The sequence below is a fragment of the Streptococcus huangxiaojuni genome (genome assembly GCF_040930515.1).
Classification (GTDB): domain Bacteria; phylum Bacillota; class Bacilli; order Lactobacillales; family Streptococcaceae; genus Streptococcus; species Streptococcus huangxiaojuni.
In genome coordinates, this window is sequence record NZ_JBFQEG010000030.1 from 1 (window position 1) to 17,807 (window position 17,807).

Annotated in this window: 15 protein-coding genes and 1 pseudogene; 2 read left to right on the top strand and 14 right to left on the bottom strand. The window is 42.4% G+C overall.

The window, feature by feature from the left end; genetic code table 11:
• Positions 1 to 242: pseudogene (locus AB3329_RS10700) on the top strand (IS110 family transposase); the annotation flags it as partial.
• A 103-nt stretch (positions 243 to 345) separates the two neighbouring features.
• Here the strand turns inward: AB3329_RS10700 and AB3329_RS10705 are convergent.
• Entirely contained in the window at positions 346 to 555 is a 210-nt protein-coding gene (locus AB3329_RS10705; RefSeq protein ID WP_368396108.1) for a type II toxin-antitoxin system RelB/DinJ family antitoxin, read from the bottom strand.
• Between the two features lie 336 nt (positions 556 to 891).
• On the opposite strand from AB3329_RS10705, the gene AB3329_RS10710 reads away from it, so the two are divergent.
• Entirely contained in the window at positions 892 to 1,770 is an 879-nt protein-coding gene (locus tag AB3329_RS10710; protein ID WP_368396109.1) for an RluA family pseudouridine synthase, read from the top strand.
• Between the two features lie 132 nt (positions 1,771 to 1,902).
• On the opposite strand, the gene AB3329_RS10715 is transcribed toward AB3329_RS10710, so the two are convergent.
• The 13 genes from AB3329_RS10715 to AB3329_RS10775 form a co-directional block, all read right to left on the bottom strand.
• Complete coding sequence (locus AB3329_RS10715; RefSeq protein ID WP_368396111.1) at positions 1,903 to 3,552, bottom strand: zinc ribbon domain-containing protein; 1,650 nt, start codon at positions 3,550 to 3,552, stop codon at positions 1,903 to 1,905.
• A gap of 483 nt (positions 3,553 to 4,035) precedes the next feature.
• The gene (groL, locus tag AB3329_RS10720; protein WP_368396112.1) at positions 4,036 to 5,667 is read right to left on the bottom strand and encodes a chaperonin GroEL; all 1,632 of its coding nucleotides are present in this window, start codon (positions 5,665 to 5,667) and stop codon (positions 4,036 to 4,038) included.
• Positions 5,668 to 5,763: 96 nt separating this feature from the next.
• On the bottom strand, positions 5,764 to 6,048 hold the full coding sequence (groES, locus tag AB3329_RS10725; RefSeq protein ID WP_368396113.1) for a co-chaperone GroES: 285 nt from the start codon (positions 6,046 to 6,048) through the stop codon (positions 5,764 to 5,766).
• A gap of 332 nt (positions 6,049 to 6,380) precedes the next feature.
• On the bottom strand, positions 6,381 to 7,184 hold the full coding sequence (locus tag AB3329_RS10730) for an ABC transporter ATP-binding protein (RefSeq protein ID WP_368396114.1): 804 nt from the start codon (positions 7,182 to 7,184) through the stop codon (positions 6,381 to 6,383).
• On the bottom strand, positions 7,181 to 8,086 hold the full coding sequence (locus AB3329_RS10735; protein ID WP_368396115.1) for an ABC transporter permease: 906 nt from the start codon (positions 8,084 to 8,086) through the stop codon (positions 7,181 to 7,183). Before AB3329_RS10735 ends, AB3329_RS10730 begins: the two co-directional genes overlap by 4 nt.
• A gap of 41 nt (positions 8,087 to 8,127) precedes the next feature.
• On the bottom strand, positions 8,128 to 9,093 hold the full coding sequence (locus AB3329_RS10740; protein ID WP_368396116.1) for an ABC transporter substrate-binding protein: 966 nt from the start codon (positions 9,091 to 9,093) through the stop codon (positions 8,128 to 8,130).
• Positions 9,094 to 9,537: 444 nt separating this feature from the next.
• Positions 9,538 to 10,698 carry an MFS transporter gene (locus AB3329_RS10745; protein WP_368396117.1) on the bottom strand — a complete coding sequence of 387 codons (1,161 nt, stop codon included), beginning with the start codon at positions 10,696 to 10,698 and terminating at the stop codon, positions 9,538 to 9,540.
• Between the two features lie 204 nt (positions 10,699 to 10,902).
• Positions 10,903 to 12,234, bottom strand: a complete 1,332-nt coding sequence (locus AB3329_RS10750) for a 6-phospho-alpha-glucosidase (protein ID WP_368396119.1) — start codon at positions 12,232 to 12,234, stop codon at positions 10,903 to 10,905.
• 347 nt (positions 12,235 to 12,581) lie between these two features.
• On the bottom strand, positions 12,582 to 14,159 hold the full coding sequence (locus AB3329_RS10755; RefSeq protein WP_368396120.1) for an alpha-glucoside-specific PTS transporter subunit IIBC: 1,578 nt from the start codon (positions 14,157 to 14,159) through the stop codon (positions 12,582 to 12,584).
• A 243-nt stretch (positions 14,160 to 14,402) separates the two neighbouring features.
• Positions 14,403 to 15,188: a MurR/RpiR family transcriptional regulator gene (locus AB3329_RS10760; protein WP_368396121.1), complete on the bottom strand. Its 786-nt coding sequence runs from the start codon at positions 15,186 to 15,188 to the stop codon at positions 14,403 to 14,405.
• Positions 15,189 to 15,430: 242 nt separating this feature from the next.
• Positions 15,431 to 15,721 carry a DUF202 domain-containing protein gene (locus AB3329_RS10765; RefSeq protein WP_368396123.1) on the bottom strand — a complete coding sequence of 97 codons (291 nt, stop codon included), beginning with the start codon at positions 15,719 to 15,721 and terminating at the stop codon, positions 15,431 to 15,433.
• 44 nt (positions 15,722 to 15,765) lie between these two features.
• Positions 15,766 to 16,602 (bottom strand): PTS system mannose/fructose/sorbose family transporter subunit IID, encoded by an 837-nt coding sequence (locus AB3329_RS10770; protein WP_368396125.1) that lies wholly within the window; start codon positions 16,600 to 16,602, stop codon positions 15,766 to 15,768.
• Entirely contained in the window at positions 16,603 to 17,451 is an 849-nt protein-coding gene (locus AB3329_RS10775) for a PTS mannose/fructose/sorbose/N-acetylgalactosamine transporter subunit IIC (protein WP_368396126.1), read from the bottom strand.
• Positions 17,452 to 17,807: the final 356 nt, after the last annotated feature.

Sequence of the window (17,807 nt, forward strand, 5' to 3'; positions counted from 1 at the left end):
CTGACCTTGTCAAACGAGGCAATCGCTATCTCCGTTATTACTTAGTTGAAGCCGCCAACTCGGTGAGGCGCTATGATGACGAATACAAAGCCTTTTACAAGAAGAAGTATCAAGAAGTTCCTAAACACCAACACAAACGAGCCATCGTCTTAACCGCTAGAAAATTTGTGCGTCTGGTGGATGCGCTACTACGCAACCGCCAACTCTATACGCCACCAAGGAGGCCTATGCAAGATAGCTAGTATCTGCACATGTCCTTGGTCAAGCTAGTGAAAAATGTCATTTTTCGCTAGGTGTTTTTAGTGCACCCTAGTTTACTGAAAGTTAACTAAAGTTTTGACAACTTTATCTTGACTTTTTACCACTAGACTTTAATGAATCCTCAATAATAGGCGTTAATCCATCAGCCCTAATGACAAAAGGGATGCTGCGGGTAACCAACGATTGCTTCAAAAACAGTCGCAAAGCACTAGACAAATCTAAACCCATTGATTTATATAACTCCGTAGCTTCTTTCTTCATTTCATCGTCAACCTTAAATGTAATTGTAGTCATAAACTGTACACCTCTTTTCTATATTAACATTATGCCAACAGTGTTAATATTTATCAAGATTTATAATACACAATAAAATGCACTTTATTCTATATCATTAACTAAAAAATACACTGCTTGGTTAATTCTCTTTATATAATTACATAAAACAATTCAAAACACCTTTAAATCAAGCAATTATAAATTTATGTTGTCATGCAATTTTGGCATAAAACGACAGCCGGAAACCATAAACCGCTGATTTCAGCTCTTAAAAACGGTATTTTATTAGACAAATTCCCAGAAAAATATCTTTGCTGCAAATATTTTCAGCAGGTAAGGTGTTATAATAAACATATGGCATTTTCAGTAACCCTTAAAAACCCTTACGGGCCCTGCACGATTAAAGAACTTTTAGAAGAGCATCTCCTCATTCCTAGGAAAATCCGGCATTTCTTACGCAGCAAAAACCATGTCTGGCTCAATGGCCAGCCTGTGCATTGGCAAAATCAGGCAGAACCCGGCGATATTCTTTATTTACAGTTTGACGAAGAGGACTACCCTTCTAAAAATGTGATAATGGGAGATAAAAATAAAGTGAACTGCCTCTATGAAGACGAGCACCTTATTATTGTCAATAAAGATGAAGGCATGAAAACACATGGCAACGAGCCCGGCGAAATTGCCCTGCTCAATCATGTTTCGGCCTATACCGGCCAAACCTGCTATGTTGTCCACCGTTTAGATAAGGAAACCAGCGGTGTTTTGATCTTTGCCAAAAACCCTTTTATCCTCCCTATTCTCAACCGTCTGCTGGAAGAAAAACGGATCGCCCGCCGCTACTTAGCACTCGCTCAAGGGGAATTTCCAAGCGATAACTGCATTTACCGGGAAAAAATCGGACGAGACCGCCATGATCGGCGTAAGCGGCTGGTTGACAGAAAAAACGGTCAGACCGCTGTCACCAAGGTCAAACGGCTGAATCAGTATAAACAAGCCTGCCTGCTGGACTGTTCCTTAGAAACCGGACGTACCCATCAAATCCGGGTACATCTGGCCTACCACGGCCATGCTCTGATAGGCGACCCTCTCTACAGTTCGGTTGCTCACAGCCGCCTGATGCTGCATGCTTACCGAATCAGTTTTAGGCACCCTTTGACTTTAGAAACTATAACGGCTGAGGCAGAATCTGACAGCTTTAAAACAGCTGCAGCACTGTTTGCTTCTGCGGACTGATAAAAGAGATTAAACAGATGCTAAAAGCAGGCCTGCTATACCTCTAAATACTCATTCTATACTAAAAAGCAACAGCGGAGTAAAACTGTTGCTTTTTTATTATGCAATTTTCTGACTTTCCAGTCGGGTCATTTATTTTTTCTTCAAGGTAAGATCTGTCTTTTCCTTGCCGTCTTCCCAGATGAGCAGGGTCAGCTTGGAATCTTCCAGCTTGAAACCATACTGACTGTTATCAGGGTCATCCAGACTGTCCGCCGCAACAAAAGCTGACGGGTCACTTCCCGCTTCATACACATAGCGGTAAGTGCTGTCGGCTACTGTTTCCAAACTGCTGATGACCGCAGTGACTGTTCGGTCCTCTTTTTTATTGCTTTTATAATCAATTGTCTTAGTCACCGTACCGTCTTCCGCAAAAGTCAGGCTGATAGTCTTATCTGACTGTTTAGCTTCCCAGCTGCCTAAAAGTCCTTCCGGCAAGTCAGGATCTGCTTGAACCTGATTATCTTCCCAAGTGACGGTGAGATTTTTCTGTCCTTCCTGTGCAACAAGGTAACCTGAATCAGATTTCTTCAAAGTCAGCTGGCCTGTCAGCGCCTGAACGATATTGCCATAGGAGCTTTTATCAGTATCCGTCGCCTTATCGTAATAAAAGGCGTAGCTGACAGCAAAGTTTAGCAGATAGCTTTCTTTACCAACCTGCTCCAGACTGTTTAAAGTCACATCACTGACTGTAAAATCAGAAGCCTTACGGCGGTCGTTTTCCAGTTTATCTGCGACACTTTCTTTCAGCGCCTTATAAAAATCATTGTCAGTGCCCTTTTCAAAGACTGCAGTCACATTGCTTGGATCCTGCTTGGTCTCAGCGTAAGCAGACAGCTGATCAAAGACAGTCTGCAGATACTGAACAGCACCCGTCTCATCCAGCAGATTATCGACATTTAAGTCTACTGTCCCGCCTTCGGCAATATCAGCCAGCGGCTGCTTGTTAGACTCAAGATCCCCGTCTTCAAAGGTTTTTTTCACATAAGCATCCGCCGAATCAGTTACAGGATAGTCTTCAACCTGGTAGGTCCCATTAGCCAAAGCAGCGACCTTAGTCTCTCCAAAATACAAATCACCATCCGTTAAATTACTGTTTACGGTAAAGTTCTTAAATGTTACAAATAAATCCAAGACAGGATTCTCCCCATCATAGGACTTGCTCAGCTCAACTGTCTTATCATTGTATCTGCCGGAAATACTGGCTGTGTAATCATCAGCGATCGGCAGGCGGTCCACAGTCACACTGAAATCCTCAGAATCACTGGCTGCCAGACGTTTCTGGTTGAGCAAAACATCCATATTAGGCAGATTGGTTTTAATGGTCAGGCTCATTGGTTTCATGGCAATGCGGTAATCCGGAAAAAAGAAAAACCGTGTGCCCACTCGCTCAACATAGTAGTCATCAGACTCATCAGCCCTTTCCAGCTCCTCTTTCAGCTCATCGGCCTGCTGTTTACTGATGGGGCTGTACTTGGCATATTTAACATCATCATTGGTTACCTTTTCCTTGGTATCCGCCCAAACTAAGTAACCTTTAATATTTTCAAATGGATCCCCTGATTGATCGCTTCGTGCTGCTACATAATCCCTGATTAAATTTGTTTTAGAAAAAACCATCCGTCCCCAGATTCCCAAAAACAAAAGGACCAGCACAAAAACACCCAGACCTATCTGTACCCCTTTTTTGGCAAACTGTCTCTTTGCAGCTTCGGTAAACTGCAGCCACATTTTCTTACCCAAAACAGAACCTTCCTTTATTAAAAAGCATATACTGATAATGTCATTATAACAAAAGTTCTCTTACAGTCCTATTACAAACCTTATACCAATCAATTAAAGGCAGAAAGCTGTCCAGCAGACGATATCAGTTTCATAAAACAAAGGAAACTGAGACATTTTTATAATCGAAGACCTAATGAGGTTTTCCTATGTTTTTTACACATTTGTGATGATTGCGAAGCAAACATGCTGGTGCCCCAAAAATGCCCCTTATCATAATCAAAAGACAAAAATAAACAGAAAAGAGGGTGGGACAAAAATCGGTAAATCGTCATAAAATGCCGATTTCGATTTTGCTGTCCCACCTCCGCAAAGTTGATTAGGGAGGCCGCTATCCCTTGCTCGACAAGGGATAAGAACTTCCAATCAACCACTGCGTCAAACGCATCCATCTAAAAAAGTTCAAGAGGCAGGAACTTTTGTCCCAGCCTCTTGAATTTATATTTACATCATGCCGCCCATCATTGAAGGATCCATTGCTGGAGCTGCCGGAGCTGCAGATTCAGGAGCCGGTTTGTCCGCAACAACAGCTTCTGTTGTCAGAATCAAGCTGGCAACTGAGGCTGCATTTTGCAGAGCAGAGCGAGTCACTTTGACAGGATCAATGATCCCGGCATCAACCATATCTGTCCAATCTCCGCTGGCTGCATTAAAGCCAGTTCCTGCTTGGCTGTTTTTCAGACGTTCGATAACAACTGAGCCTTCATAGCCGGCATTCACAGCGATTTGGCGAACAGGTTCTTCCAAAGCACGCAGCACAATGTTACGGCCGGTTGCTTCATCACCATCCAAATCCAGAGCAGCGACTTTGCTCATCACATTGACAAAAGCTGTTCCGCCGCCTGCCACGATACCTTCTTCAACTGCTGCGCGTGTCGCATTCAAGGCATCTTCAATGCGCAGTTTCATTTCTTTCAGTTCAGTTTCTGTCGCTGCACCAACTTTAATGACTGCAACACCACCGGATAATTTTGCCAAACGTTCCTGCAGCTTTTCACGATCAAAATCAGACGTTGTTGTCTCAATTTGTGATCTGATGATGCTGACACGGTTGGCAATAGCGGCACTGTCGCCAGCACCTTCAACAATAACAGTGGAGTCTTTGTCGACAGTAACCTTATTGGCTTGGCCAAGTACGGCCATTGTAGCATCTTTCAGATCAAGACCTAAGTCTTCAGTAATCACTGTACCGCCTGTCAAAACAGCAATATCTTCTAACATATCCTTGCGGCGGTCACCGAAACCAGGTGCCTTAACGGCAACCACGTTGAATGTTCCGCGGATTTTATTGAGAACAAGGGTCGGCAGAGCTTCACCTTCCACATCGTCAGCAATAATCAGCAGCGGACGGCTGGTTTTAAGGATTTCCTCAAGCAAAGGCAGAACATCCTGAATATTAGTAATTTTCTTATCGGTAATCAAGATATAAGGATTTTCCAAATCGGCAACCATTTTTTCGTTGTCCGTTACCATATATTGAGAAAGATAGCCGCGGTCAAACTGCATCCCTTCAACGACATCCAGTTCAGTTTCCATCCCGCGTGATTCTTCAATCGTAATAACACCGTCATTGCCGACTTTCTCCATCGCCTCAGAAATATAGTCCCCAACTTTTTCAGAACGTGATGAAACAGCAGCAACCTGTGCGATAGCTTCTTTACCGGAAACAGGCTGAGAAATCGCTTTTAACTCTTCTACTGCAGTTGTCACAGCTGTTTCAATTCCGCGGCGGATACCGATTGGATTAGCACCTGCAGTGACATTTTTTAAGCCTTCGCGCACAATTGCCTGGGTCAAAACGGTCGCTGTTGTCGTTCCGTCACCTGCAATATCATTAGTTTTAGAAGCAACTTCTGATACCAGTTTAGCTCCCATATTTTCAAAATGATCTTCCAGTTCAATTTCTTTAGCAATGGTCACCCCATCGTTTGTAATCAAAGGCGAGCCAAAAGATTTTTCAAGAACAACATTGCGTCCTTTAGGTCCCAAGGTGACTTTTACCGTATCAGCCAGGGTATCGACACCGCGTACCATGCTGCTTCTTGCATCTGATGAAAATTTAATTTCTTTTGCCATTCTCTATTTACCTCACTCTAAAATCTCATTAATATTACAGTCATTCAAAGTTCTTAATAATACAGGCTCAACAGCCTACAGACTGATATCACTTTTTTATTGAACAACGGCCAGAATATCTGACTCGTGAACCAGCAGGTAGCTTTCACCTGCATCTTTGACTTCCACACCTGCAAATTCTTCAAAGACAACAGTATCGCCAACCTTAACGCTCAGCTCAATCAAATCACCATTTAAAGCACGAGTCCCTGCACCAACGGCCTGAACAGTTGCTAATTGTGTCTTTTCCTTGCTGCCGCCAGCAAGAACAAAACCGCCGACAGTCTGTTCTTTTGCTTCTTCTACTTTCAAGACTACGCGGTCACCTAATGGTTTTAACATCCTTTTACCTCCAAAATAGTACTTTCTTTTTTTAGCACTCTTAATCATTGAGTGCTAACTTACAGAATCTATTGTATCACTTGGTCAAAAATAGTCAAGAAGAAAACTCATTTTTTTATAAAATCCCACAAGAATATGGAAATAAAAGTCTGACTTCGCTGATGCAACGGTGAAAAATACCAGTCAAAGTTTTTTTATCCAGCTCTTTAAATAAAAAAGCGGCCCAAAGACCGCAGACAGCTGGTTTAGACAAACCAGCGGAAATTTTATTGGAAGAGAGCTGTATTTTCTGGACCAGCTGTCTGACAGATGAACTCAAGACAGATACTTTTTTATCCGAGAACTAAAGCATCATCGGCCAGTACTTCCCCGCTGTTCTTGTGGAAAAGATCCATGAGCTGGGCAACGGTCAGAGAGGTTTTCTCCTTGCCGCGGACATCCACTACTATTTTGCCGTGATAGAGCATCACCAAGCGATTGCCGTAAGCAATGGCATGCTCCATATTGTGCGTTATCATCAATGTAGTCAGCCGCTGTTCTTCCACGATTTTTTTAGTAAGTGCCATAACCATGTCACTGGTTTTAGGATCAAGCGCTGCCGTATGTTCATCAAGCAGCAGAAGCTTAGGCCGAAGGAGCGTTGCCATAGCCAAAGTCAGAGCCTGACGCTGTCCGCCGGATAAAAAAGCTGCATCTGTTTTCAGTCTGTCTTCCAGCCCCAGACCTAGTTCAGACAAGGCTGTTTTAAAAACCGCTCTGTCCTTATCTGTCACAGCTTTTTTGAAGAGACTGCGCTTTTCACCGCGGAAATAGGCAATCGCCATATTTTCCTCAATTGTCAGGTTAGTCGCTGTCCCCATGCGCGGGTCCTGAAAAACACGGCTGATTTTTTTGGCCCGTTTTGCGACAGGCTCTTTGCGAAGCGACTCTCCTTCCAGCAGGATATCCCCCTGATCAATATCAACAACACCGGCTATGCTGTTGAGCAGCGTAGATTTCCCGGCACCGTTGCCGCCGATAACAGAGATAAAATCCCCCTGGTTAATGTTCAAGTCCAGTCCGCGCAGTACATGATTTTCATTTACAGTTCCCTTTTCAAAAGTTTTATGAATATTGGTTAATGTCAGTAAACTCATCGCTTCTCTCCCTCTGCTTTCAATGTACCGGCTGGCTTAATTTTCAGTTTGCTGCGAATTTCAGGGACATAGAGAATCAGGGCTAAAAGAAGAGCTGAAACCAATTTAATCATCTGAGCGTCAACATTCATAGCTAAAATAATAACAATTATCAAGCGGTAAAGCACAGCTCCCAGGACAATCGACAGCAAACGCTGACCCAGCGGAAGGTATTTAATAACAACCTCTGCCAGAATGATAGAAGCCAGACCTATGACAATCGTCCCAACACCCATATTCAAATCAGCATAACCATTGTTCTGAGCTAAAAGAGCACCAGAAAGGGCTATCAAGCCATTGCTCAGCATATAACCAAGAATTTTCATACGGTCAACTTTGATGCCGTTTGCTTCCCCCATGGCCAGATTATCGCCGGTAGCCCGCAAAGCCAAACCGATTTGTGTGTTGAGCAGTATCACCAAACTCAGGATGACCGCTCCCACAAACGCTCCCCCAATAAGCAGAACTGCCGTTGTTTTTTCCAGGCCCCAGTCCTGAACAATACTAACCAAAGTAATTTGACCGGAAAGCGAAAGATTAGAGCGCCCCAAAATCAGCAAATTGACCGAGTAAAGACCTGTCAGCGTGATAATCCCTGTCAGCAGAGCCGGAATTTTCATCTTTGTGTGCATAAAACCTGAAACAGCACCGGCCAGCATACCGCCAAGCATGCCGGCAACAGTCGCCCAAAAAGGGTGCAAACCCTTGACAATCAGTAAGGCACAAACAGCAGCACCCATCGGGAAACTTCCCTCAGCTGAAAGATCAGCAATATCTAAAATTCGAAAGGTTAAGAAAACCCCGATAGCCATGACCGACCATAACAGGCCCTGTGAAATACTTGATAATACTATATCTGCCATGATTTCCTCTCTTGAAAATAACTTAATCTCAATCTGTTTTCTTATTCCTTGATGGCACTGATATCAATCCCCAGCGTTTCAGCCATCTCATCATTAACAACAACTTGAAGGGTATCTGGATACTCGGCAGCAATCTTATCTGGCTCTTCGCCTTCTAAAATTTTCACCGCTAGCTGTGCTGTCTGACGGCCAAGCGCTTCGTAGTCAGCTCCATAAGAGAAGAGCACACCGCTTTCTACAACATCAGCTGAACCACCGACAACTGGAACTTTCATCTCTTTAGACAAATCGGTAATCAGAGATATTGAGCTGACAATTGTATTATCTGTCGGGATAAATAGTACTTCTGTTTGATTCATCAAACTTTTAGCTGTATCCTGAACATCATTGGTGGATGAGATACCCTTGACCACCGTTTCAATACCGGCAGCTTTAAAAGCTTTTTTTGCATCTTCAACCTGAACCTCTGAATTCCGTTCGTTTGTTGTATACATAATACCAACTTTTTTGACATCAGGCAGAACTTCCTGCAGCAATTCAACCTGCTTGTCGATAGGTGAAAGATCACTTGTCCCGGTTACGTTACTGCCCGGCTTCTCCATAGAGTCTACCAGCTTAGCTGATACCGGATCGGTAACGGCTGTAAATAAAATAGGCACATCAGAAGAGGCTGTTGCTAAGGCCTGAGCAGCTGGAGTAGCAATCCCCAGAACAAGATCATTATCCTGAACCAGACTCTCAGAAATAGTTTGCAAATTAGCCTGATCTCCCTGAGCGTTTTCGTAATCGATAACGATATTATCGCCATCCACATAGCCTTCTTGCTCCAGCTCATCAATAAAGCCTTTACGGGCAGCAGTCAAAGATTCGTGTTCAACATACTGCAAAATCCCAATATGTTTAGCATCGCTTGCAGCCGTTTTACTGCTATCAGACTTTTGAGAGCAAGCCGCTAATAAAAGACAAGCAAGACCTAAACCACATACTGTTTTCATTAAGCGTTTCATACTGTGTACCTCTTTTTTTAATTTTTCTGTTACAGCAGCCTTATACAGCACCGCAGAACAGGAATGTCCGTTCATAAACAATAAAAAAACCAGTTAGCTCCTTCTTCTAACCGGTTTCATTGCGGGTAAGATGAAAATTTTTCATTCTTTCTTGAGCCAGTTAGAACTATTATCTAATCGGCTTGGTCACAACAAAATGCTTTAGCTTCATAGATACAAACCTGAAGTGACGTTTGTACCGGCAACAACCCTACAAACGTCTATCTAAAGAAACTAAAGTAATAGCGATGGTGCAGTTGTTTATGCAAAGATAAAGCGTACTTGGACATCTCTGGCTCCTTGTTTATGATTGATTGTAGTATACCTTTATTTTTTATTTCTGTCAATAGTTTTAACCCTATACTTTTGAAAATTAATAAAATTCAGAAAACTCTTCAACTGCATTTATGTTCCCGAGGTCCCTACTTCCTTTTCGAAAAAAAGGCAGAAAATAAAAGCCAGCACGCCAAATAGGGAAAATAGAGCTAGACTCACTGAATAGCCAAGATTCAAGCCCAAAACACCACTCAGAAGGGGAATAAGCAGTGAGGATAAGCCCATATAAAGACTGAGTGCCAGCAGCTGCCCGCTGCTGTTAAGATAGGATGGTATCAGCTCAGCAATAAGCCATTTCGAACTAATCAGGATAATTGGTGTTGTAAATACTTGCAGTACACAAATTAAGACAATCAGGGAACTATGATTGACTAAAGCAAATAACAGAAATTGTAGCGATGAAATAACCGCACTCACCTTTAGCATCCCAAGGGCACCGTATTTATCAATAAAGTGCATGCCAAAAAGATACATCGGAATTTCCAAAACAGCTCCCATCCCCCACTTTAACGAAATTTCTATGCTGCTAGCCCCTAAAAACAACATTTTGTCGACTACCAAGCTTGTATTGGCTACTACCATCGCATAAAGAAAGAAAAGAATCAGCAGCAGAATAATATAAGCTTTTATTTGAAAAAGGCCGATCAAATCTTTGCCCGAAACTACTGTTTTCTTATTGAACTTTTCAATATCAGGAAGGAAAATCATTAAAACCAAGACCAAAGAACCCAGACCAGCAATAAGCAGACCAATCCCTCGGTAACCAAAATGGTGCAAAAGCAAGCCGCCTCCCATACTGCCTAAAGCCCAGCCAATAGAACCAAAAGCTTTCAGGGTCGACAGACTTTTTCGAAAATAGTAATTTATACCAATAATCCAAGTATCTTCAAGCCCGCAGAGACTGTTTAAAAAACCTCCTGTAATGGAAACCAACCCCAGTAAAATAACAAAAGACGGTTCTCTCCCTGCAAACAGTCTAACCGCTGCCAATACAAAAACCAGCATAGACATTAAATTAATCCATTTAGCTGTTCCCCATTTATCAGATAAGTAACCAAAAATTAATTGCAAAAGAATATTAAGGACTGCATAGCCTGACAGGGCATAGCCTCTCTGATAAGAATTATAGCCTAGTTCTGCCATAAAAGGAATCAGTAGTGCCATACACAAGCCAAAGCTGATATAGGAGAAGAACTGCACCAAAACAAATATTTCTTTTTTTCTTTTCATTACTTTTCCCTTTTAATTGAACAAGACAGCAAAACCATAATCCGATATAAAAAATCAATTTTCCTGCATTTGGCTGAAACCGCAAAAATCTTAGGACATATGTCTTGTCTCAAAGCTCAGTCAGCTGCCATTAGCAGCTGATAACATATGCTCAAGAGCTCGGAAAAAAGCTGGGGCTTATTGCCCCAGCCCCTGACAGCAATCTCAATGCAGTTCCGGCCAAAACTCTTTGTTGGCCTCAATCATATCATCTAAGATTTCCTTGGCAATTTTTGCACTAGGCACTGATTTGTTCATCATAAAAGATTGCCATAACTTTTGATAGCTTCCCTCAATCCATGCTTCGACAGCCAGCTTCTCTGAAGCAATCTGCTGTTCCATCAATCCTTTTTGGAAGGTAGGAATCTTGCCTATGGAGAGCGGCTCATACTGGTCTTTGCTGACAATACATGGGATTTCGACCATTGCATCATCTGGAAAATTAGCAATAGCGCCATTATTCGGTACGATAAGCAAGAAGCGTTCTTTGGTATTAAAAGCCAGAGCGCAAGCAAGATCCACAATAAATTGTGCATGCTCATTGGAGGCAAACCAAGTCCCTTTCGCTGTCCCAGCTGCAACGATACGTTCACACTCTTCGCGTGTGTCTTTTTCGCGGCGATCCATAATTTCATTGGCTCTGGTATAATCATGATCAGAATGTGCTACTGTTTCCGGTGCCATGAGGTAATACTTTAAATAGGTGTTCCACAGCTTAGTCGGATCCATAGCATAGAGATCTTTAGCTGCCCGCATTGTTTCCAGCCAAGAGGACTCTTTATGCTGTCCTTGCGGTGTATACTCTTCATAACCATGCTCTTTGACATATTCCATCAGCCGCGGCATCAGATCATTCCCCTGGTGGTCACGAATCTGGGTCCACCAGCCAAAGTGGTTAAGACCATAATAGCGCACGTCGAAATCTTTACGCGAATTCAAGCCCAAAATCCGAGCGAAAATTTCCTCCAGACAAACCGGCATATCACAAATATTAATAACACGAGCGTTGGGGCGCAAAATTCGGCAGGCCTCTGCTACTATAGCCGCTGGGTTTGAATAATTAAGCATCCATGCGTTAGGGGAATATTTTTCCATATAATCAATAATTTCAATCAAAGGACCAATGGTGCGCAAGCCATAAGCAATCCCTCCGGGTCCGCATGTTTCCTGACCTACCACACCATGCTTAAATGGAATTTTTTCATCCAGTTCCCGCATGGCAAAAAGTCCAACACGGAGCTGTGCCATCACAAAATCAACCCCCTTAAACGCCTCTACAGGGTCAGTGGTATAAGTAAACACAATGTCCGGATGCCTTTCTTTTACAATAATTTCACAAGCTTTAGCAACACGGGTTTGCCTTTCTTCTAAATTATCATACAATTTGATAGAAGCAATCGGAAAATTGTCATAATTATCCAAAAGCATAGTGACAATCCCTGCTGTATAAGTGCTGCCGCCGCCGGCAATAACAATATTTTGTCTTTGACGTTCCATAACCAAAACTCCTTTAAAATAAGATACAAAGGCCGTTAAGAACGCAAAAGGAAGATAGGGGACTGACTGACGAATCGTCAGATTCTAAGTCAGGACATCTTTTTCCCGCAGCGTTTAGGCCGTGTTCAATTCATAAGATACAAAGGCCGTTAAAAGAGCAAAGCAAAAATAGGAGCCTGACCGCCGAGTCACTAGAGACTCAAGGAAGGGCTGTCTTTTTTGCACAGCTCTTAGGCCGTGTTCAATTCATTAAAATGCAATCATTTAAAAATCACAGGCAAGCAAGCCGTTGCTTGACAGTAAATACTTTACTAATCTTCTTTCATACAAATAGCAAACTGGGCTTACTAATTAAAACTTAGCAAGCTTTCAAAATCGTCTCTGACATAAGGCACATCAAGCCCAACAATAACTTGAACAGCTTTGCCGTTATGCACAAGACCATGAGCGCCGGCTGCTTTGAATGCCGACTCACTACCCAGTTTCGACTCATCTTTTAAGGTTACTCGCAATCGTGTGGCACAGTTTGTAACATCAGCAATATTAGTAGCACCCCCCATTAGATCCAAATATCTTTCAGCCTGAATCATCGTTGCTGATTTATTACTGTTTTTCGAGCTGCCTTTTTTTGAGATATAGTCATCCTTGCTGTACAGTTTCGTCTCTTCATTATCCTCCTCACGTCCTGGCGTTTTTATATCAAAACGGCGGATTAAAAATACAAACACAAGAAACCAAATCACCATAAATACCAACCCCAGAATAACCTGTGTAAGATAGGTCGGCCAGTGGTAGTAGCCTAAAGGCAGCCAATTTAAGAAAACCCAGTTGATAATCCCGCCGCCAAAATCACCAACAACACCAAAGGCAAATGATAAGGCCTGCAAACTAGCATCCAAAAAGGCATGAACAGCAAAAAGGAAAGGAGAAATAAAGAGAAAAGTAAACTCAAGCGGTTCCGTAATCCCCGTTAAAACTGCTGTTAAGGTTGCCGGAATCATGAGAACAAGAACTTGTTTTTTCTTTTCCGGACGGGAAGTCACATAAAAAGCACCTGCTACACCAATTGACCCGAAAACTTTTGCCATACCAGATAAGGAAAAGCCGATAGGAAACAGTTCTTTTAAGCTGGATGATGATGTGGCAAATTCATGTAAATGAGTTGCCCAGTAAGCGGATGTCCCGCCTTGAACAATAGCATTATCATAAGTAAAAGGGGCATAGATGAAGTGGTGAAGTCCAGTAGGAATGAGAATTTTCTGCAGAAAGCCATACACCCAAATGCCCAAGGAGCCGCTGTTAATAAAGAAACCCTGCATGCTTCGTATACCATCTTGGATAAGCGGCCAGCCAATACAAGTCAGAAAAGCGATTGGAATCATAGCAAAAAAAGCCAGCGCTACTACATAAGCCGATCCCCTAAAAATGCTCATTGTCTCTGGCAGTTCTTTATCAAAATAGCGATTGTGGAGCCAAACGACAACACCAGATATAAAAAGTGCCCCTACCATCCCAGTATCCAGAGTCTTAATACCGGCAATCATCGTTAAACCAGAACCTGTGCCAGCCTTTGCACTAATATCCACACCAAAGAAAGATCCCCATTGGGTCAGCATAGCATTGATAAAATAGTTAAAAGTCAGATAAGTCGCCATTGCCTCCAAGCAGGCTCGCCCCTGCTGTTTCTTCGCAAGCGCAATAGGCAAAGCTAAAGCAAATAAAACCGGCAGCTGTAAGAAAATCATCCATGCACCTGCTGAGATAACCTGCCAAAAGCGATACCAAATATGGTCAGGATCTGCTAATCCTCCCATTAAATTAGGATTAGTAAAAATGATTGACAGACCCACCATAATACCGGAAAAGGCAAATAACAGCGTTGGGGTGAACATCGCTCCACCCAAACGTTGAATTTTTTTCATCATAATGATTTGACGCTCCTTTCATTAATTATAAATGCCGGCTGTTTGTACAGAATAACAGTTGAAATAGCATAAATCTTTGAGCCTCATGAACTGCTGTCATCAGTTCTGTTTATTTCGTTTATTCTCTTGAAGGTACCTTACGGAATAATAGTACAATGCCAAACAAGACTTTGCAAGCGCTTTTACAATTCTTGTGACTTATTCCTGAAACTAAAAAAAATTCACAGGAGCTGTGAATTTTTATCATAGTATTTCTTTTTTACCTTGCAGTAAAAGCTGCTCATTCTTATAGATAGCATATTGAATAAAAAGCAGTTCTGCTAATAAAAAGTAAGGCATGGTAATTTTGTAATTGGGATGATTTTGCAAAAAATTTAAATTTATGGAATCAATATATAAATTTTCATCACTAAATTCGGCTAGCTGATTATTTTTGAATTCGGTTATGGAAATAATTTTTACTCCTAAAAGTTTTAAACGACAGGCGATATCAACAACTTTTTTACTATTGCCACTCAGCGAAATCATGATAATCACATCCTCTTTATTAAAGACCTCATACATTGCATGATCAAAAGTTGTCCCAGCAAAATCATAAATGATTTCTTTGGCCGATGTGAACATCCGCTTAATCTGCTTTGCAACAGACATCTGAATGTCTCCAGATCCATAGACAAAGACTCGTTTAGCCTGATAAATCAACTGACAGACTGTTTTATAATCTTTATGTTTTTGATTATTAATATACTGAATAAGAGAATCACAGGTAAATTCAAACACTTCTGTATCAAAAGTGTTTAGATTCTCCTGCTCCAAACGCAGAAGCACTTTTAATTCGCTGTATCCCCCCAGTTTAATCTTTCGTACAAAGCGTGAAATAGTTGTGCGCGAAACATTAGTCTTTTGCGCTAAGTCATTAATCGTCAGTCGAGACACTTCCTCCTTATGGGTCGCAATATAATTCCAAATAAGCAAGTCCGTCTCATTTAATTTTGTATAGTTATCCAGAACTAACTCAGATAATTTCATTCCCTACCTCTTCACTCCCTAAACACAATTCAAGTTCAGCCGGAATCATTTGCAGCTCAAAGAAAGCGTTTTCCGAAGATAGGCTTATTATATCACATTTATTATATTCTTCCTAATACATTTGAAATAAAAAGCAGCCTCCAATCTTAAACCAGGATTTTTTACCATTCATAGCAGTAGGCCGTACAAAAAACTCTTTTTCTGAAAAGCAGGAGATTACGCTTTTTCAGAAAAAGAGTTCCTCATTTTTGCAGAAGGCTTACCTTTAGTTCAAAGTCAGCAATTACCTTCTGCACATTAAGCCGGCCCTTATAAATCCCATAACCAAAAAGCAGCATACCTAAAATTCCCAAAAGCGTTAAGGCAAAACCAATGATTAACCCCCAAAGATTGGCTGCCAAGAAATAGAGTAAAACAACGCCAATACTGGCAAAGATAAAAAACAATGAGAACCAGCGGCCTAAATTTTCAAGCATGTGCTTTTGGTAATGGATTTCCTCTTCATAGCCTTGAACTAATTCTTGCTTTGTCATAACTCCTGTCCTCTCATTACTTCATGAAAGCTGCTGCTTGGATACTAGTAAGACAGTCCTGGGTTAAAGAAGCCGACTAAAACACCAACAAAAGCAATGACAACCAAAAGTAGCATGACTTTGATCGGCGACAAATTTTTCCTAGCCATAAGCCACCAACAAAAGACGATGAACAGGGCTGTTAAGAGACCCGGATAAACGGCATCAAATTGATCTTGCAGCACCAAGAAGGCTTCTCCTGACCTATCTTTCAATTGAAAGGCTGTCGTTACAGAAACCCATGTCGCTGCAACTCCCCCAATAACCATACCTCCGACAATAGCAATAGCTTTGCGGATAGCCTGACCTTGGGGACCAACTAGGAATTCCACAGCCTTATCACCTAATTCATAACCTTTGAAATAAGCAAAACGCATGCCAAAATAAGCCAGCAGATTCCAAACAACGATATAGAAAACAGCACCGACCGGCGACCCGCCATTTGACAGTCCCAAAGCAACCCCCAAAAGAATAGGAATCAAGGTACCGACAACAAGAGAATCGCCAATCCCTGCGATAGGCCCCATTAAGCCAGCACGCATACCGTTAATGGTTTCATCATCGACCATCTCGCCATTAGCGCGCGCTTCTTCCAAACCGGCTGTTACACCGACGATAAGACTTCCCAACTGAGGTTCGGTATTGAAAAAGGCTGTATAGGTCTGCATGGATCTCTTTTGATCATCTTTTTGGTCATAAAGTTCTTCAACAATAGGAAGCATTGAAGTCAGATAGCCAAATGTCTGCATATGTTCCTGCGAAAAACAGGTTAAATGTCCGTAATACCAATGATGAAATGATTTAACCAGTGTTTTTTTTGATATTTTCTTTGTCTCTGCCATCTAAATGTCCTCCTCATCATCGTCATCGTAATCAGGTTCGGAAACAGCTCCTGCCCCTCTTTGTCTTACCATATCAATTTCGTAGAACAAGAAGGCAAAAATCAATGAAATAACTGCACACGATACTAAATTAAGCCCCAATGAAGCCGCTAAAGTAAAACCGACAAAAAACGGAATAAAATCTGTTACTTTTTCGACAATCTGCTTCAATAAAATAGCAATCCCAACACAAGGGAGGAGGGAGCCGACTGTAAAGAGCGTTTTCATAGCCAGACCATCCATAGGGAGTGCTTCCTGCAAAGCTGTTACGGCCGAAGCACCAAGCTTACACATAATGAGAGTCGGCAGGAAGGAGAAAAGCATATGGGAAATCCAAGGCAGACCCCAATCAACCATATAGAGCTTCTTAAATTCACCTTTTTCGACAGCCCGCCAGCCGATATGCTGCCAAGCCAAGTTCAGCGTTGCTGTTCCATAGAAAAGAACGGTTCCGATAGTCCCAACCAGCGTTCCCATAGATTTAGCCAAGTCAGCTGCTTCCGATGAAGACGCTGAAATCCCTTGAGCATGTATAGCTACCATAGCAAGCGGAATACCAATATAAGATACGGCCCTAACATCAGCTGATACCGTCCCCCCAGGGGTTACAAGAGCGATGTAAACCAACTGCATAGCTACACCGCAGATAATACCTGTCTTTAAGTCACCAAGAATGATACCGCAGACCAGCCCCCCAACCAGAGGCCGCCCCAGCGTATAATTCCCGATACTTGACCCGCCCATACCGGGCATTGACGACAGACTAGCAAAGACCCCTAAAATGGCCGCCTGCAACCAAGATATTGTCATAATAAACTCCTCCAACAAATACAAAAACCATAAAAAGCAAAGCAAAAATGACGGTAAGCCAGAAATCTGTGATTTCGTCTGCGCACCTCTGCCAAGACGACTAGAAGGGTGCGGCAGGCTGTTAAGACTGCAAAGCCTTCAGACGGTTACGGCTGACGGTAAGCCAGAAATCTGTGATTTCGTCTGCGCACCTCTGCCAGAACGACTAGAAGGGTGCGGCAGGCTGTTAAGACTGCAAAGCCTTCAGACGGTTACGGCTGACGGTAAGCCAGAAATCTGTGATTTCGTCTGCGCACCTCTGCCAAGACGACTAGAAGGGTGCGGCAGGCTGTTAAGACTGCAAAGCCTTCAGACGG

Coding starts and splice junctions, on each gene's coding strand:
- AB3329_RS10765 (WP_368396123.1), bottom strand. CDS start 15,721: ATGACAAAGCAAGAATTAGTTCAAGGCTATGAAGAGGAAATCCATTAC.
- groL (WP_368396112.1), bottom strand. CDS start 5,667: ATGGCAAAAGAAATTAAATTTTCATCAGATGCAAGAAGCAGCATGGTA.
- AB3329_RS10745 (WP_368396117.1), bottom strand. CDS start 10,698: ATGAAAAGAAAAAAAGAAATATTTGTTTTGGTGCAGTTCTTCTCCTAT.
- AB3329_RS10705 (WP_368396108.1), bottom strand. CDS start 555: ATGACTACAATTACATTTAAGGTTGACGATGAAATGAAGAAAGAAGCT.
- AB3329_RS10735 (WP_368396115.1), bottom strand. CDS start 8,086: ATGGCAGATATAGTATTATCAAGTATTTCACAGGGCCTGTTATGGTCG.
- AB3329_RS10775 (WP_368396126.1), bottom strand. CDS start 17,451: ATGACAATATCTTGGTTGCAGGCGGCCATTTTAGGGGTCTTTGCTAGT.
- AB3329_RS10740 (WP_368396116.1), bottom strand. CDS start 9,093: ATGAAACGCTTAATGAAAACAGTATGTGGTTTAGGTCTTGCTTGTCTT.
- AB3329_RS10710 (WP_368396109.1), top strand. CDS start 892: ATGGCATTTTCAGTAACCCTTAAAAACCCTTACGGGCCCTGCACGATT.
- groES (WP_368396113.1), bottom strand. CDS start 6,048: ATGTTAAAACCATTAGGTGACCGCGTAGTCTTGAAAGTAGAAGAAGCA.
- AB3329_RS10770 (WP_368396125.1), bottom strand. CDS start 16,602: ATGGCAGAGACAAAGAAAATATCAAAAAAAACACTGGTTAAATCATTT.
- AB3329_RS10755 (WP_368396120.1), bottom strand. CDS start 14,159: ATGATGAAAAAAATTCAACGTTTGGGTGGAGCGATGTTCACCCCAACG.
- AB3329_RS10760 (WP_368396121.1), bottom strand. CDS start 15,188: ATGAAATTATCTGAGTTAGTTCTGGATAACTATACAAAATTAAATGAG.
- AB3329_RS10730 (WP_368396114.1), bottom strand. CDS start 7,184: ATGAGTTTACTGACATTAACCAATATTCATAAAACTTTTGAAAAGGGA.
- AB3329_RS10750 (WP_368396119.1), bottom strand. CDS start 12,234: ATGGAACGTCAAAGACAAAATATTGTTATTGCCGGCGGCGGCAGCACT.